This window comes from uncultured Cyclobacterium sp. (assembly GCF_963977555.1).
Classification (GTDB): Bacteria; Bacteroidota; Bacteroidia; order Cytophagales; family Cyclobacteriaceae; genus Cyclobacterium.
Genome location: NZ_CAXBPD010000007.1, coordinates 227007 through 245158 on the forward strand (window position 1 = coordinate 227007; position 18152 = coordinate 245158).

13 protein-coding genes are annotated in these 18152 nt (G+C 38.5%); 9 read left to right on the forward strand and 4 right to left on the reverse strand.

Going from position 1 to position 18152, the window contains the following annotated elements; genetic code table 11:
- Nucleotides 1–11: 11 nt before the first annotated feature.
- Genes AAC073_RS11020 through tsaD form a run of 3 tightly spaced genes read right to left on the reverse strand, consistent with a single transcriptional unit; the run spans nt 12 to nt 2263 of the window.
- Entirely contained in the window at nt 12–824 is an 813-nt protein-coding gene (locus AAC073_RS11020; protein ID WP_339923885.1) for an NlpC/P60 family protein, read from the reverse strand.
- The gene (gene smpB / locus AAC073_RS11025) at nt 790–1254 is read right to left on the reverse strand and encodes an SsrA-binding protein SmpB (protein WP_339923886.1); all 465 of its coding nucleotides are present in this window, start codon (nt 1252–1254) and stop codon (nt 790–792) included. The genes AAC073_RS11020 and smpB overlap by 35 nt, the downstream gene beginning before the upstream one ends.
- Nucleotides 1247–2263: a tRNA (adenosine(37)-N6)-threonylcarbamoyltransferase complex transferase subunit TsaD gene (gene tsaD, locus AAC073_RS11030; protein ID WP_339923887.1), complete on the reverse strand. Its 1017-nt coding sequence runs from the start codon at nt 2261–2263 to the stop codon at nt 1247–1249. Before tsaD ends, smpB begins: the two co-directional genes overlap by 8 nt.
- Before the next feature lie 73 nt (nt 2264–2336).
- Here tsaD and AAC073_RS11035 point away from each other — a divergent pair, with 73 nt between their 5' ends.
- Complete coding sequence (locus AAC073_RS11035; RefSeq protein WP_339923888.1) at nt 2337–6872, forward strand: translocation/assembly module TamB domain-containing protein; 4536 nt, start codon at nt 2337–2339, stop codon at nt 6870–6872.
- Nucleotides 6873–6911: 39 nt separating this feature from the next.
- Nucleotides 6912–8213, forward strand: coding sequence for a deoxyribodipyrimidine photo-lyase (locus AAC073_RS11040; RefSeq protein WP_339923889.1), 1302 nt, complete (start codon nt 6912–6914; stop codon nt 8211–8213).
- A 36-nt stretch (nt 8214–8249) separates the two neighbouring features.
- Here AAC073_RS11040 and AAC073_RS11045 read toward each other — a convergent pair whose 3' ends face one another.
- A complete protein-coding gene (locus tag AAC073_RS11045) occupies nt 8250–8918 on the reverse strand; it encodes a YdcF family protein (RefSeq protein ID WP_339923890.1) in 669 nt (222 codons plus the stop codon).
- Between the two features lie 166 nt (nt 8919–9084).
- Between AAC073_RS11045 and AAC073_RS11050 the strand changes: the two genes are divergently transcribed.
- The 7 genes from AAC073_RS11050 (at nt 9085) to AAC073_RS11080 (ending at nt 17938) form a co-directional block, all read left to right on the forward strand.
- Nucleotides 9085–10317, forward strand: coding sequence for an aminotransferase class V-fold PLP-dependent enzyme (locus AAC073_RS11050; RefSeq protein ID WP_339923891.1), 1233 nt, complete (start codon nt 9085–9087; stop codon nt 10315–10317).
- 394 nt (nt 10318–10711) lie between these two features.
- Nucleotides 10712–12781: a GAF domain-containing SpoIIE family protein phosphatase gene (locus tag AAC073_RS11055; protein ID WP_339923892.1), complete on the forward strand. Its 2070-nt coding sequence runs from the start codon at nt 10712–10714 to the stop codon at nt 12779–12781.
- Nucleotides 12782–12812: 31 nt separating this feature from the next.
- A complete protein-coding gene (locus AAC073_RS11060) occupies nt 12813–13157 on the forward strand; it encodes an STAS domain-containing protein (protein WP_339923893.1) in 345 nt (114 codons plus the stop codon).
- The gene (locus AAC073_RS11065) at nt 13147–13563 is read left to right on the forward strand and encodes an ATP-binding protein (RefSeq protein WP_339923894.1); all 417 of its coding nucleotides are present in this window, start codon (nt 13147–13149) and stop codon (nt 13561–13563) included. Before AAC073_RS11060 ends, AAC073_RS11065 begins: the two co-directional genes overlap by 11 nt.
- Nucleotides 13564–13652: 89 nt before the next feature.
- Nucleotides 13653–15662, forward strand: coding sequence for a peptidylprolyl isomerase (locus AAC073_RS11070; protein WP_339923895.1), 2010 nt, complete (start codon nt 13653–13655; stop codon nt 15660–15662).
- The gene (locus AAC073_RS11075; protein ID WP_339923896.1) at nt 15625–16521 is read left to right on the forward strand and encodes a peptidyl-prolyl cis-trans isomerase; all 897 of its coding nucleotides are present in this window, start codon (nt 15625–15627) and stop codon (nt 16519–16521) included. Before AAC073_RS11070 ends, AAC073_RS11075 begins: the two co-directional genes overlap by 38 nt.
- Nucleotides 16499–17938, forward strand: a complete 1440-nt coding sequence (locus AAC073_RS11080; protein ID WP_339923897.1) for a peptidylprolyl isomerase — start codon at nt 16499–16501, stop codon at nt 17936–17938. The genes AAC073_RS11075 and AAC073_RS11080 overlap by 23 nt, the downstream gene beginning before the upstream one ends.
- The last annotated feature ends 214 nt before the right edge of the window (nt 17939–18152 follow it).

An 18152-nucleotide genomic window follows, 5' to 3' on the forward strand; every position in this document is an offset into this window, starting at 1 on the left:
ATATTCCTTCATCAATCCACAAGGTTTTTTATAGCCATCAATTGAATAGATCCGCTAAGCGCTGCATTCTTGTCCCATTTTTCTGGATCAAAAGCTCCGGTCTTTACTTTTTCTCTTACCCAAAGAATTTCACGTTCACCCATATATAGGCCAGCTTGAAAAGGTGAGCCTTGATTAGCTCCGAAAACTATTAGGTCTCCAGCTTGGATCGCTGATACCTCACCCTCCTTTCCTATGTTTTTGAAAGCAATAAGATCATTGGGCAGAATCACTCCGCTGATTTTAAAAACGAGATTTAGCCAAGAAGAGGCATTCAGACCAAAAAGACTTCTGCCTCCGGGTAAAAATGGAGCATTCAGGAATGTCAGTGCGGTAGCAATGATTTCTGCTCTTGAAGCCTTTTCTTCGAATGAGTGACTGGTCCCATTAAACTTAATAGAATCTTCCCACTCAAATATTTCGTTTTGTCCAGCATGGATTTGACTGCCGGGAAGTAAAAGTAAGGTGTTGTCCTTTAGACGAATTTCACCAATTCCCTTGGAAACAATTTGCCGAGGTGACTGTACAAAAAAATCAAATTCATCCCTCGAAAGCGGGTGGTGCTGAGAAGCCATAATCCAACCTGTGCCAGTCGATTCGACTCCTTCTATCTTCACCCATTGGTCATCTGGCCCAATGTGCACAATATTGTACAACTCCCCAAAAAGCAATTGGGTACTTAACCCTGAACTGAGTAAAGGCTCCCTAAAAACACTGAGGAGCGACATTCTACAGATTCCGCACCCAGCATTAGAATTCCATTCTTTGGAGGTCTCTTTTAGCATCTTTTTCTTTTAGTGAATGTCGTTTATCATGCACTTTTTTACCTTTTCCCAAGGCTACTTCTATTTTAGCCAAACCATTGTCATTGATATAAACCCTTACCGGAACAATAGTAAGTCCCTTTTCCGCAAATTTGTTTTCCAGTTTTTTCAATTCTTTTTTCTGCAACAATAACTTACGTTCCCTAACTGGGTCATGATTAAAGTGAGCTGCCAAAGTATAAGGTGCAATATGCATTTGCTTAATGAATAGTTCATTGTCACGGAAAAAGCAGAAAGCTTCGGTAAGGGATACCTTACCCTCTCTTATCGATTTAATTTCTGTGCCTTTTAAAACTAAACCGGCTTTGTATTTATCAATAAACTCAAATTCAAAACTTGCCTTTTTGTTTTTGATATTAATTATTTTCTCGAATTTATTCTTTTTAACCATGATTTCCAATTTTCAATTTTGCCAATGGACTGACGTTCAAATCTGTAAACATTCCGGCTTGATATTTAAAATGCGCTGCCATTGCCACCATTGCCGCATTGTCTGTACAGTATTCACGTTTTGGAAGATAAACATTCCACTGGTATTTTTTCGCTTCCTCCAGAATGGTTTGCCTAAGACCTGAATTTGCAGATACTCCTCCAGCTATCGCTACTTCTTTAATACCCCTTTCTTTTGTGGCTTTCACAAGTTTTTGCATCAACATTTTAATAAGTGTATGCTGCACTGAAGCACAAATGTCTTCCAAATTGTCCTTTATAAAGTTAGGTTCTTTCTTAATATTATCTCTCAAAAAATAAAGTACTGCAGTTTTTATGCCACTAAAGGAAAAGGATAAACCTTTCATCTCCGACAATGGAAAAGAAAAGGCAAGCGGGTTTCCCTTGGCAGCGAGTTTGTCTAAATGGGGCCCACCGGGATAGGGCAAACCTATAATTTTTGAGATCTTATCGAAAGCCTCACCTACAGCATCATCCTGTGTTTCTCCTAAAACTTCCATTTCCAATGGATTGTTTACCAATACAAGTTGTGTATGCCCCCCACTTACAGTGAGACAAATGAAAGGAAAGGTTGGTGTAGGGGAGTCTATAAAATGTGCCAAAACATGGGCTTCCATGTGATTCACTTCGATGATAGGCGTATCCAATGCATAAGCAAAGGACTTCGCAAATGACACTCCTACTAAAAGTGCCCCCATTAGCCCTGGCCCACGGGTAAAAGCTACTGCACTCAAATCACTTTTATTAATTCCTGAAGATTTTAAAGCTTCTGCCACCACTGGAATAAGATGCTGCTGATGGGCTCTGGAAGCCAATTCTGGAACAACCCCTCCATATTTCTCATGAACAGATTGCGTGGCGACAATATTATTAAGTATTTTGCCATCAGAAATCACTGATGCTGACGTTTCATCACAAGAGGATTCTATTGCTAATATATTACAACTCATTTCGTGTCTGTTGGAAAATAAATCGAAAGTTAAGGAAATTTTGCTGAATGCCCTTAGAAGGACGTTTAGGATCATGAGCTACCTGCTCATAATCTTGATAACAATTACCTTATTGTTACAGATCCCTGTATTGCAAACCTACTTGGCCAGTTTCGTCACCAACCATATTAGCAAAGAAACCGGGTACAGAACAGAAATAGGTCGTGTAAATATCAGGTGGTGGGATGCCATCAGCTTGCAAGAAGTTACCATTCGGGATTTGCAAGACAGTTTGATGATGGATCTCAACGAGGTTTACATTGACTTTTCAGTAAAGGGACTAATGGACACTGAACAGCCGGGTTTTGATGAAATTAACCTTAACAATGGAAAAGTCCGGATCCTTACCCACCCCGACGGAGAAGGATTAAATATTTCTGTCTTCCTTACTCGCGTCCGGGAAATTTTCATTCCAAAGAAAGAAAAAAAATCACTAAAGGCTTCCACTTTTACAATTGGCAATGTCTCTTTGGTTAAAACCTCTTTGGATATCGTGGATTATACCCTACCCCCTTTCGATATAAAATTTGATTACAGCAATCTTCAATTTAGGGATTTGGTGGCAAGTGCTACAGACTTCTATGTCAGAAGGGACACGGTGGCATTTGACCTGAAACACATGAAAGGAATTGAGGCCAATTCAGGAATGGTTTTCCAACAATTACAGACCAACTTCACCTATTCCAGCACAGGTATGGAGTTCCAAGACCTCTACTTAAAATCCAACCAGACAGAAATTAAAAATTACCTGAAATTCAGGTTTGATTCACCTACTGACTTGCGTGACTTCAATAGAAAAGTGGAAATTTTAGCGAATTTGGACGAAGCAGTCTTAGACATCAGAGACTTGGGGTACTTTTCTGACAACATCCCAGCAATAGATGACAGACTATACCTCAGTGGACAAGTGGACGGCCGAGTAGATTCCATTTATTCCGATGAACTCCTTTTAAGGTTTGGAGATAAAAGTGCTTTGTTTGGAAAATTTAATATCAAGGGATTGCCAAAAGTGTCAGACACTTATTTCGAACTTTCACTGATCAATTCCACGATGAGCCCTGACGATCTCTATAGGTATGTGACCCCTCAGGCAAGAAAAGAGCTTAACAAATTTGGCATTATTCGCTTTAATTCTGACTTCGTAGGCCAGCTTTCCGATTTTACTGCTAAAGGCAATTTCCGAACCGCAATAGGGCGGCTTAATGGCACGCTTAACTACTTAAAACAAGACGGGAACCCAACCTATAAAGGCCAGTTAGAAGTGACGAATTTGGACTTGGGCATATTGATGGAAGACCGTGAAAACTTCCAAAAAACGAGTTTTAAAGGACAGATCAAGGGATCTGGCTTTAGTGTTTCATCTGCAATCATCGAACTGGATGCCAATTTTAGCAAATTAGGCATCAACCATTACGACTTCAAAAACATACAAACCAAAGCAACTTTCGCCAAGGATTTATTTGCCGGTAAAATGACTGTCAATGATCCAAACCTTGTAATGGATGTCGATGGGATGTTGGATTTAAGAAATAACAAGGATTCTGCCAATCTGGTCTTAGACCTGGATACCGCATTTTTAAATGAAATAAACCTTTCCAATCAAGCCATTTTTCTCAGTGGTAACTTTGAACTGGACACAAAGGGGATTACCCTGGATGACATTGAAGGTGTGGCCAGATTCCGAGACGTGTTGGTCAGCTATGATGGCCGTGACCTTTTTCTTGATTATTTCCTTTTTCAATCGCTTTTCACTGACAATTCCCGTGTAATCTCCTTGAATTCTGACCTCCTTGTAGCTGGCATCAGTGGTAATTTTAAGGTAAAACAGTTGGGCGATGACTTGAAGGAACTATGGAAAAATTACTATGCGATATTAACGAATAACTATTCAGGATCGAAGGTTGCTAAAACTTCGCCAATCAATCCCTATCAAATAGACATAACCGTTGATCTAAGAGACGCAAACCCGATTTTAAATTTAATCGATCCAATGCTATTTATTTCAAACAATACGCAGGTGGAAGGGGCATTTTATCAGACGGAGCAAAATACCGTATTTAACTTTTACAGTGGAATAGATACTATATACTACGGCAACAACTACTTTATCGATAATAATATTGACTTGAATACTGCTAAATACAAAGACAGCAATGAGGTTCTGGCTTCCTTCTATGCATTGTCAAAAGAGATTCAGCTCAATTCTGGCTTCAATTTTCATAATTTATCCCTTGAAACAATATGGAACCAGTCCAAGCTGGACATTTCTTTCTACCTGGATCAGTTACTTACAGAAAGCCATTTTGACATAGGGGCAGAGATTAATTTATCACCTGACAATACGCTGGTGAAATTCTCTCCCTCAGAAATCAAATTATTGGATGATTATTGGCAATTCGAAGAAGGAAACAGTATTAGCATCAAAGCCGATGAAACCCAATTTGACAAAATAAAAATATTCCATAACAACGAATTCATAGCTGCTGATGGTAAGATCAATCACAATCCAGAAGATAAAATGGAGATCAACATCAATGAGCTTAACCTGGACTTCCTTAACTCCTTTGGGCTCAGAGAATATGAAGGCATAGCCAACGGGAAAATACAACTGAAGGAAGGATGGAATAAAAAAGGAATGAAAGGAGCTATCTCCATCAGGGATATTTATATCAACAAATTCCTGGTAGGCGAAATTGAGGCAAACGCTTTCTATTCAGACGATGCGGTCAATCTATCTATTCAAAACATTAGGAACGGTGCAGAAGTAATTGATCTTTCAGGGGATTTGGGCAATGCAGAAAGAGAAATGGCATTAAACGCCCGCTTTACCGATGCCCGGCTTTCCGTAATTGAGCCATTCATAGCAGATTATTTGACCAATATAGATGGAAAGCTAAATGGAGATTTAAAGGTAGGGGGTACCATCACCCGTCCCATAGTAGAAGGTTTAGGCAAATTGGACGGGGCTACTTTCAGATTCAATTACCTCAACACGACCTACATGGTAGATGGCAACATCATTTTCGAACCAAATGACATTAGTTTCAGAGGCTTAGAATTAAGGGACATCAATAACAATATTGCAGGGCTAAGAGGAGGAATCACCCACGATAATTTTGATAATTTTATTCTAGACCTTACCGCTGAGATTAACAATTTTCAGGTGATGAATACCAATGCATCAGACAATGATCTTTTCTTTGGAACAGCCTATGCAACCGGGGATATCAGTGTATTCGGAGCCGCCAACAACTTGGATCTTACCGCAAATGCAACCTCCCAACCCAATACTAAAGTTTTCATTCCTATAGGGGAATCCAACGGGCAAGCACAGGAAGATTTTATTAATATTATCAATATTAGAGATACAACACAGCTACTTGAATTTGAAGAAACCATCGACAAGCTAACAATTAATAATCTCAGGATGAACCTAAATCTTGACATTACGCCGGATGCTTATCTCGAAATCCAAATTGATCCCAAAACCGGAGAAAACATTCAAGGTCGGGGAAAAGGTGTTTTCAATATGAACATTGACACCCAGGGAAATTTCACTATGACAGGAAACTATGAAATAGTAGATGCCCTTTATAATTTTTCTTTGTACAATGTGATCAACAAGAAGTTTTTGATTGAACCGGGAGGGATTATCAATTGGTATGGAGATCCCTATCAAGGAGTTATGGATATTTCTGCTATCTATCAAGAAAACGTATCTCTTACTTCCCTCCAAACAAACGCCAGCACCAGTGTCCTTGAAAACAGTCAAATTAGAAGGCGGTTTCCTGTCAAGGTGATTATGGATCTTGAAGGGGAATTATTGTCTCCTGACATCTCCTTTGATTTTGACTTTTCGGAATTCCCTGAAGACAGCGAATTGCAAACTACCATTTCTGCCTTCAAAAATAGAATCGCCAACGACGAACAGGAAAAAAACCGACAGGTTTTTTCCTTAATCATGTTACGGAGGTTCTCACCAGAAGGACAGTTTAACAGTACAGGCATCGGTTTTTCTAATCTCAGCCAATTGATCTCTTCTCAACTCAATAACCTGGTCGCTCAGGTGGATGAGAACCTGGAAATAGATTTTGATCTTATGGGGCTTGATGAATCAGCACTGGAAACTTTTCAAATAAGAGTGGCTTATACCTTTTTTGACGGTAGGTTGCGTGTCACCAGAGATGGAGGATTTACAGATCTTCAGGGCAATGCCGACCTCAATACAATTGCTGGGGATTGGCAAGCCGAATATCTTTTGACAGAGAATGGGCAATATCGCGTAAGGGTTTATAACCGAAACAACTTCAACACCTTAACGGCACTAAACATAAATAACCGTGCTCCCAACACCTATGGGGTTTCTATTTCTCAAAACCTGCTTTTCAGTTCTCTTAGAGAGCTTTTCCAAAATTTTAAGCGAAGCAAACCGCTTTACATCAATGATTCTGATGAATACCTGAGAGGTGATTTCAATATTAACCTGGATGAGGTAGCTCCCGAACTATTCAAACCGGATCCAAAAGAAACAAGACCCATAATTAATATAATCGACAAAGAAAATCCTTGAGCCCTCTAAACAATCTGCGCATTTTTTGATTATTGTAATATGGATAAAGTGACAATATTTTGGTTTAGAAGAGACCTCAGGCTTACAGACAATATAGGGTTGTTTATGGCCTACGAAAATGAGAAAAACGTTCTGCCCCTATTTATATTTGATGAAGAAATTCTTGATAAGCTGGAAAATAAAAAAGATGCTAGGGTGCAATTTATTCTCGAACAGGTCAATGAAATTCATGAAGCATTAAAAGATTATGACAGCTCCATCTTGGTAAGACTAGGCAAACCAGTGTCCATTTTTAGTGAATTGACGAAAGAATTCAATATCCAAAATGTATACACCAACCGTGATTATGAGCCTTATGCCAGACAAAGGGATGAAAGCGTGGAGAAATTCTTGGCAGACAAGGACATCCCTTTTTATGATTTTAAAGACCAGGTGATTTTTGAAAAGGATGAAATCACCAATAATGAAGGTAGTTTTTACAAAGTATTCACCCCTTACAGTAAAGTCTGGCTGCAAAAACTAAAAGGCCTTACATTAAGTCTAGTCAATTTAGATGGCAGGAAAAAGTCATTTTACAAAACGGAACCATTACCAGTCCCTTCTCTTAAAGAGATTGGATTTGAAGAGAGCCCTGTGAAAATCCCTGCCTTGGAGATAGATGAAAAACTGATTCAAAATTATGACAAAACCCGAAATTTTCCCGCTAAGCAAGGGACTAGCCGTTTGGGAATTCATCTACGTTTTGGAACCATTAGCATTCGTCGGCTTGTCCAGGAAGCTATCGAACTAAATGGGACTTATCTCAATGAATTAATATGGCGGGAGTTTTACATGATGATCATTTACCATAAGCCTACAGTAATTGACACTTCCTTTAAGGAAAAATATGACCGCATCTTGTGGAAGAATGATGAAGATGCCTTTAGCAAATGGTGCAAAGGGGAAACTGGGTACCCAATGGTAGATGCAGGTATGAGGGAGCTTAATAGCACTGGGTACATGCACAACAGGGTAAGGATGATTACCGCAAGTTTCCTTACCAAACACCTATTGATTGACTGGCGCTGGGGGGAGGCCTATTTTGCAGAAAAACTGCTTGATTTTGAATTGTCATCCAATAATGGAGGATGGCAATGGGCTGCTGGCACTGGTACGGACGCACAACCCTATTTTCGGATATTCAACCCAGAATCCCAAATGACCAAATTTGACAAAGAAAAAAAATACATCCAAAAATGGATTCCAGAATATGGAACTCCTGACTATCCAGCACCTATAATTGAGCATAAAAAAGCAAGGGAAAGGGCATTAGAAACCTATAAAGAAGCTTTGGGTAAATAATTAAAGCATCGAAGCCCAGCTTTTTCATCAGGCCAATTACTTGATAAGGTGTTGGTCAAATCCCAAAATCACCAATTGTTCAAAAGCTTGCCATACCTCATGAGGAATTTCTTGCTCAATTTGAAAACCTAGCTTGGGATATTCCTTTATTCGCTGCAAATCTCCTACCATGGAATGGATCACTACAGCCATAGAAATCTCAGCATTGGGATAGCTATCAATGGGGATTTCAGGGCTAGCCACCCACACCATTTTCTCTGGCCAATTCTTCTTAAATGTGGCATAAGAGCGCCTTTCCATATAAGGCTTTTGAACAATAATGAACTTTTGAAAATCGAGATTTCTCTCTTCTAGTATGTTTTGTGTAAACTGAATGTTTTCTCCAGTGTTTGTTGACTGATTTTCGACAATAATGGCGCTTTCGGGCACACCCATTTCCATGGCTATTTTTGCAAACTTGTCTGCTTCCGGCTCTTCCCATAGGCCAAGGGTGAAATTCCCTAGCCCGCCTGAAAGAATCAAGTATTCTGCGATTCCATCCAGCCAAAGACTGGCTCCTCTTTCAGCTACCCTGGTGTCATGGCTACCAAGCACCATTATGGCATCTGCCTTTTCTAAGGCATGGTTTAACTTATGGTAATCCCACAGTACTTTTGCCAAGAGTTTAATTTCATTGGTAATTGCAGGTTGTTTCTTTTTTAACATTTTTTCTAAGATTCACTTGTAAAGGGTAATAAATCAGTACAATGGCATTACCGTTAAACCCACCAAATTGCCTATTACTTTCAAAATTAATATATTTTTCAAGCTAAATTTAAAAAGCCCATTGATAATTATTAAATTATACGCCTATAATCACACTAACAATATCATGATATCTAGAAGAAAACTAATCAAACGCCTGGCTTCACTCCCAATTTTGGGTGGGTTAGCAGGTAGCAGTACCTTACTGGCAGATACTTTACCATCAACTGCAGCTGCCGTAGCAAAAAGAGATTTAATTAAAGAATTAGGTTTAAGAACTTTTATCAACGCAGCAGGAAATTATACTTCAATGACTGCCTCTTTGATGCCTCCTGAAGTCATGGAAACCATTAATATGGCTTCCAAAAAATATGTGATGCTTAGTGATGTTCAAGACAAAGTTGGGGAAAAAATCGCTGGTCTTTGCCATGCTGAGGGAGCTATGGTTACGGCTGGTTGCTGGTCTGCGCTAGTCTTAGGAATGGCTGGAGTACTAACAGGAAACGATGCCAAAAAAGCAGGTCAGTTGCCTTTTTTGGAAGGAACTGGAATGAAAACGGAAGTAATTCTCCAAAAAAGTCACGCCAATGGATACCATCATGCCCTTACCAATACGGGGGTAAAATTAATAATGATTGAAACCAAGGAAGAGCTGGAAGCTGCTATTAGCGAAAAAACTGCCATGATGTGGTTTTTAAATCGAGAAGCACCAGTAGGTCAAATCAAACATGAAGAATGGATCGCTATCGCCAAAAAACATGGTATTCCTACCATGAACGATATCGCTGCTGACGTCCCTCCAGTAGAAAATTTATGGAGGTTTAATGACATGGGTTTTGACTTGGTGGCTATTTCTGGTGGAAAAGCCATGGCCGGTCCACAAAGTGCGGGTATTTTGATGGGTAAAAAACATTTGATAGAAGCCGCCAGACTAAGTGCACCTCCAAGAGGTGGAAATATCGGTCGCGGACAGAAAGTGAATAAAGAAGAAATTCTAGGCATGTACATGGCCTTAGAAACTTTTATCAACAGAGACCACGACAAGATATGGCAAACTTGGGAAGATAGAGTGGCCCTTATCGATGAGGCTATATCAGACATTCCAGGAATTACTACTGAAGTTGTAGTGCCTGAAGTTGCCAATCACAACCCTTCCCTTAAAATCAGCTGGGAAGGAAGTGATCATGGATTCTCTGCCAAAGATGTTGGAGGAGATTTACGTGATGGTAACCCATCCATAGAATCAATTGATTGGGAAGAACCAAAAAGTTTGCGTTTAACGGTATTTATGCTTGAAAAAGGCCAAGACAAAATTGTGGCCAAAAAATTAAAAGAGTCTTTGGAAAAAAGAACGGCTTAAATGAGTCATAAGGTTGAAAACCTTTTATTGACCAATTTTATAATCAATCCGGCTAGGTAGTTTTTAAAACTAATCAAGCCGGATTTTTTTTCTTTAAATCCAGAAATGACATTATTATTAGTAAAGACAGTTGGCTTTTAATAAAGAGCTGTTTTTTCACTACCTTGTACTGGTTGTATCTGGTAACTTTTAAAGGGTAGCCCCCCATTATTACCAAATTCAATAGCTATTTGGGAAGAAAAAGTCTAGAATCTGGATGAATTCCCGAGACTATTTGGCACTTTAAACTGAACATTTTTAAATCGAGTGCTAAATAATTTAGTGTAATCATACATAGTTTTTTGCGGTTACCGATGGTTTCTGGTATTCTATTTTTATTATTGTAAGATTTTCTATGTTGAAGTTTCCACAAATACCTCGAGGCAAAATTTATGTTATGCTAGCCGTCCTCTCATGGCTAGCCTTATTGCTTGTCAATTTGATTAGAGTATTTGGTGAAATCAATCAAATGGAAGGTTTGATTGGCAAAGAAATTACTTGGATTCTTGAAATCCTCTTCTTTATTTGGTTGTATATTTTTTTCAATGACGCCATAAAGAAAAATCAAAACCGCAATTTCATCTTCTTTATCTGGAGGGCCGCTTCCACGGCTTTAATGGCAACTGGTACCTCCTTCCTTATAATTTTCTTTTATTACCTTCTGGGAGATTCTCGATTGTCCGAGGACCCTCTACTGAAGAATTTTTTCTACCATATAAACTTTGCCGTAGTTTCGATCTTCCTTATTTCAACGACTTTGAGTTGGAAACACCTGATCCTTTACCAAAAAAGTAAAGCCATCGTTCAACAGTGGCAAGCCTATGAGGTCATTCTACTGATCAGCATGTTCTTTGTTCTGATCAGCCAAGCGAGTTTTAATTACGGCTTTATGTTTGGCCTGATCTTTTTGATCATTTATGGTGCCATTCTTTCTATCAATCTAAAATGGATTCCTTATCTCACTTTTAGAGAAAAATGGAAATCCATATTATTTTTGGTGATAATTATTGCCTGCACGGTCTACCTCTTTTTCCGGCTGGTCTCCTACACCCAGCAAAACATTCACTTTATTAATCTATCGGAAAATCTTTTCCTGCTTGGCCTTTTTGTTTTCGTGCTCTTATATGCAGTTTTCAGTTCATTGGTAACCTTGTTTAACTTACCAACTTCTTCAGTATTTGAGCAAAAGCTAACAGAAGCCATCAGTTTCCAAAAGTTAAGCCAATCCATAAAACCAGGTGAAAATGAAGAGCAGGTTTTAGATATATTAATGGACAGCTGTATGAGTGCAGCTTATGTAGATGCCGCTTGGCTTGAACTCTATCCCTCAGAACCCGAACAATCGTCCAAAATACAATTGCAGAAATTTATCAGCAATGGAGAACGTCAGGAAGTGATGACCTTATTAAAAAGGGCTGCACCTTTTGCGGCCTACTTCAATGGACAAACTACCGACCGAACCGAATACCTATATGGACAGATTCCACATGAGATCTATAAATCTGTACTGGTACTACCCGTATCGGCAAATAAAAAGAAACTGGGCGACATCTTTCTATTAAAAGAAGTCAAGGATGGTTTCAACAAAGAAATGATAAATATCATTTCAACCTTTGCAGGTCAAACTTCAATTTCGATTGAAAACCACCGACTTCTCAATGAAGCCATCCGAAATGAACGGTACAGAGAAGAACTGGAAATTGCCCAAAGAGTACAGCGTAGCCTTTTACCTTCCGAATTACATCACAATGGCTGCTTTGAAATAGATGGATTTTCAGCTGCTGCAGATGAAGTAGGCGGAGACTATTATGAAACCTACCGTTTTGATAAAAATAATTTTGCCTTGATTATCGGGGATGTTTCTGGAAAAGGAACTTCTGCAGCTTTCAATATGTCACAAATGAAAGGAGTGTTTCATAGTTTGGTACAATTAAATCTCCCACCAAAAGACTTTTTATCCAAAGCCAACAATGCCCTAAGCCGTTGCCTGGAAAAAAACAACTTTATAACTACTACGTATTACACCATCAGTACCTTAACTAAAGAAATCAACTTTGCGAGGGCTGGCCATTGTCCTACCCTATATTATTCAAAAGAGAAAGGTATTTCCCGCTTTTTAAACATCAAAGGCATGGGTTTAGGTATCGTTAGAAACGATGGCTATGAAAACTACTTGGAAGAAGGATATTTAAAATACCAACCGGGAGATGTTATGGTCATGTATACCGATGGCATCGTTGAAGCAAAAAACAAAAACAACCAAGAGTTTGGTTATGATAAATTAAGAATGCTTTTGGATGGGTTAAAAGATTTTCAAGCATTGGAAATAAAAAGAAAGATAGTAGAAGAAGTTTATGATTTTGTCGGGAGAGAGACTTTACCCGATGATGATTATTCAATTTTGGTCATCAAATTCAAAGCATAAACTAAAAAAAGCTTAAAACGTATAATCGAATATGTTAACTATAAATAAAAAGGGTGAAGAAGGTTATTTAATCATTAGCCTTGAAGGAGAAGTGGATGCCAGCAATTCAGTGGAATTGGATGAGGTAATTCAAGAAGTTCTAGATGAAGACATCAAAAATATTTTAGTGAATGCCCATGAGCTACAATACATTTCCTCTGCAGGCTTAGGAGTGTTCATGTCCTACTTAGAAGATTTTAATGAAAAAAACATCCAGTTTATTATTTACGGACTCAATGAAAAAGTAATGAATGTCTTTCATATTCTGGGCTTGGACCAATTAATGAATATAAAAGACACACGAGAAGAAGCTGAAAAATCACTCCATGAAGCATGAATTGAAGCTATATTGTGAAAAAAGTCAATTGGCAGAATTAAGGTCCTTTATATCAAAGACCCTTGTTCCAGCCAAATTAAATGACATAAGCCAAAATCAGTTGATATTGGCAGTAGAAGAAGTATGTGCCAACCTTATGATTCATTCTCATGATTGCGACCCACACAGTTTTTTATTGCTTAATGTGCATTTAAATGCGGAAACGATCATTTTTGAGATAACCGATTCAGGAAAAGCCTTTAATCTAATTGAATACAAATCTCCCGAAGTAAATTCTGTAATGAAAGAGAGAAGAAAAGGGGGGCTGGGATTGTTATTGGTAAGGAAAATAATGGATAAAATAGAATTTGAAACCAATCATTCTATTAACACCTGTCGCCTCATAAAGAAACTCAATTCCAAATAAATGTTAAATCCCGTGACTTATCCGAGTCAACAACCCGAATTGTGGGGTAAAATTTGTAACATTGCAGATTAAATTGTACCAATTGTCCTATGAATTTGAAGCATATATATTTCCTTTTGTTAGGAATTTTATTTGCAAGTGCCACTCCGGTTCCTGATGCCATCAAGGAAGCAAATCCACTATCGGACTACCTTTTAAAAATAAATGGAGAAACCTCTGATAGAGAGGAATTTCTTTATATTCTAAATAAGAACCGTCAGAAGGATACTGGCCCTATAAGCAAAGCTGATTTTGAACATAATTTTGAGTTATTTGTAGACTACAAGCTCAAAGTGAAATACGCAATGGATTTGGGAATGCACCAAACGAAGGCATTCAAGACCGAATTTGCTGCTTTCAAAGATGAATTAAAGAAACCCTATCTGCTGGAAAATTCGCTGACTGAAGGCGAATTAAGAAAAGCGTATAGTAGGATGCAGGAAATAGTGAAAGCCAGCCATATACTTTTCGAATTTCCGGATAACGCCTCCAAAGAGGATTCAATAGCCGTCTATAAGATGGCTGAAAAAATAAAAGCTGAAGCAGAGTCCGGAGCTGATTTCCATCAGCTGGCAGCAAAATATTCCGATGATCCATCAGCTAGTATAAACAAAGGAAGTTTGGGGTATTTTACAGCCATGCAAATGGTTTTGCCCTTCGAAGAGGCTGCCTACAATCTGAAAATTGGTGCAATTTCTGCACCTATTGTTTCAGATTTCGGCTACCATATCATTAAGTTGGAAGATCGTAGACCAAACCCTGGTCAATTACGCGTTTCACACCTGTTAATTCGGGTTGGTCCAAATGTAAGCGTAGCCGAAGAAGAAATCGCCTTGAATAAAATCAATCAAATTCATCAAACGCTTCTTCAGGATGCCAATCAATGGTTGGACTTGGTGAAGACCTATTCCGAAGACCCTAGTAGTAAGGTTAAAAAGGGAATTATTCCTTGGTTTGGAGTTGGTGCTATTGTTCCTGAATTCGAGCATGCGGCCTTTTCTCTTAACAAAGTAGGGGCTTTTTCAGCTCCTGTAAAAACAGAATATGGCTACCACATCATTCGCTTAGAAGGAGCTAAACCAGTACCGCCTTTTAACGAAGTTTTACCTACGATAAAATCTAATATACTGCGAGACAGCCGGTCCAACTTAATAAAAGAGCAAGTTTTAGCCATGCAAAAGGCAAAGTTTAAGGTCACTGAAAACAGTCAGCTCCTTTCACTTCTTAAAACTACCTTTGCAAGCAACAATGAAAAACCTACAGCTCAACTGTATTCTAAACTAGAAGAACTATCCAAAAAGGAAAACAATGTAATTATACAATCCGAATGGAAAGAGGCGGAAATTGCAGATTTGATTGTTTTTCTCAAAACATCCCATCCTCAAGGGAGCACACTGTTTACCGCTTCATTTGATGCTGTTTATAAAGACTTTTCTGAGGAGTTATTGTCAAAATGGGAAGAGGAACAGCTCTATCAAAACAACCATGACTACCGACAGCTGGTCAATGAATACAGGTATGGCATGCTGTTGTTTGAACTCATGAACAATGAGGTATGGCAAAAAGCATTGGAGGACAGCACTGGCCAAAGGGCTTACTTCCGAGAAAACAATAACAAGTACATGTGGAATAAACGTGTAAAGGCATTGATGCTCAAAGCTAAAAAAACCCAGGATATTTCCAATGTTGCGGCTTATCTGAGTTCCAGGACTCTCACTGACAGCTTGTCTTCAGAATTAAGCAAAAAATTTCTTGAAAAGAATGCTTTGCTCTTTACTGTTGAGCAAAAAACCTACGAAGTTGACAACAATGAAATCTTTAATGGATTGGATCTTAACCAGTCCTATCATAAAATTGATCAAAATAACGAAACTATTCTACTGGTAATTGGGGAAATATTGCCTGAAAGAGAAAAGAGATATGAAGAGACGAGGGGAAGACTCATACAGGATTATCAACAATACCTTGAAAAAAATTTACTTACTGAATTAAAACAAAAATACACCATCCAAGTCAATGAGGATGAAAAAGAAAAAATATACCAGTCTCTTGTTCAATAAACTAGTCGTCGCGTGTGGCATTATGCTTTTCGTGTCTTCCTGTGATTTGTTCAAGATGAAGAATGATCAAGAGGAGACAGATGATATGCTTGTGGCCACTGTTGGCAATGCTAATTTATACCATTCAGACATAGACCACATAGGTAAGGAAATGTCTCCAGACATGGATTCTGTAGAATTGATCAATCGCTATGTTCAGAGTTGGATAAAAAAGCAGCTGGTTATTCGGGAGGCAAGTCAAAATCTGACCATTAATGAGGCGGAGATAAACAGAAAATTACTGGATTACAGGTATGCATTAATTGCGTATGAATATGAAAAAAGTTTTGTAGAAGAGACCCTTAACAAAGAGGTAACTCAGGAAGAAATAGATGCCTATTACACTTCTAATAATCAGAATTTCGCCTTAAAGGAAATAATTGTCCGTACCAATTTTCTAAAGCTTGAAAAGGACATTCCAAACAAGAGGCAGTTGGAACGCTTGCTAAACAGTAGCCAGGAAAGCCAGAAAGAAGAGCTTAAGGATTTTGCTATCCGCTATGCCAACAATTATTTCATGGAGGATTCCACTTGGATCAATTTTGATGACATTATCTTAAACACCCCATTGACTAAAAACAACAACCACGTTCAATTGCTCCGTAACGAAAAGTTGATTCATGTTGATGACGAAACCTATTCCTATTATTTCAAGATATTGGAATACAGGCTTCAGGATCAGGTGCCACCATTAGAGTTTGTAAAAGACGAGATTTCAAAAATCATCGTTAATAAAAGGAGAGCTGAGATAGCCGAAAAATTAAAAAGAGATATTTACAATAATGCACTTAAAAACAATGAGTTTACCATATATGAATAAATTGACCAAAAGCCTCAGCTTACTGGTGGTGCTAGGTCTTTCTGTTTTCCAAATGGCTCTGGCACAAGACAATACAGAAGAAGCCAGTCCTGAAGAAAAAAAGAAAGAAAAAGAGCCAACTGGGCAAGTATTGGATAAGATCATCGCCAAAGTAGACAATTACATTATCTTGGAATCCGATCTTCAAAAAGCCTATTTGGAGGCCTCTTCACAAGCCCAACAAGGCTTTGAGATTCCTTCAAGATGTCAGGTGTTTGAATCCTTGCTGATTAACAAAATGATGATGGCAAAATCAGAAATTGATTCTGTGATCGTTTCTGAAGCTGAGGTAATCATCCAAACAGATCAGCGTTTCAATATGGTACTTCAACAATTCGGAGGTGATGAAGAAATGCTAATTGAAAATTATGGTAAAACAGGTGACCAATTAAAAAGCGAGATTCACGAAGCTGTAAGAGAACAATTGGTGGTTGGGAAAATGCAGGGTGTTATCACGCAAGACCTACAAGTTTCTCCAAATGATGTGCGTAAATTCTACAGTTCAATTCCCAGAGATTCACTTCCATTTTTCTCCTCAGAGGTGGTTGTTGGACAGATTGTGAAAAAACCAGAAGTCAGCCAATCTGAAAAAGACAAAGTATACAAGCAATTGGCAGAGATCAAAGAAAAAATCCTTAGCGGCGAGTCTGATTTTGCAACCATGGCGCGACAATATTCTCAGGATCCAGGATCCGGCCCTCAAGGAGGTGACCTGGGTTTTTTCAAGAGAGGAGAATTGGCGCCTGAATATGAAGCTACAGCTTTTGCGTTGAAACAAGGAGAAATCAGTGATCCAGTGGAATCCATGTTTGGGTTCCACATGATTCAATTACTTGAAAGAAGAGGCAATACTTTTAATACAAGGCATATATTAATGATTCCAACGCCATCTGAAGAGGACCTTGTAAAGGCAGAACAGTTCTTGGATAGCCTTCGTCAGCAGATCATAGATGAGAAAATACCTTTTGCAAAAGCCGCCAAGGAGAATTCAGATGACAGGGAAACTTCAGATGCTGGAGGGTTCTTTACAGACCCTGCGACAGGATCCAATAGATTAACCTCAAGGACCTTGGAAGACCCTATACTCTTTTTTACCTTGGATAGTATGGAAATAGGCGACATTACTCCAACCGTTAGGTTTGACGATGTAGACCCTAGAAACGGAAGGTCTGAGCCAGGAGTACGAATTCTATTTTACAAAGCCCGATACCCTGCACATCGGGCTAACATTGCAGATGATTATGAAAAATTAAAGGCTGCAGCCAGAAGAAAAAAAGAAGAAGATATATTAGCCAATTGGTTTGTATTGGCTAAAGAAGAAGTGTTTATCGATATAGATCCAAACTATGATAAATGCGAGGTGCTAAAAGATAAGTAAAAATAAAAGCACACTTGAAAATGCTTCCTGATAAAATTGGGAAGCATTTTTTTTGTTATCAAGGTTGAATCTAGAAAGATTACTACGGAAATGTTATTTTATCCTAGGCTTATACATTAGCAGATTTACGGATAAATCCCCCTTTGTCCCTCTTTATTGCCTTAGATTTTAAAATTTTAGGACTGTCGGGTGCTTACTTGATTTTATATTTTTT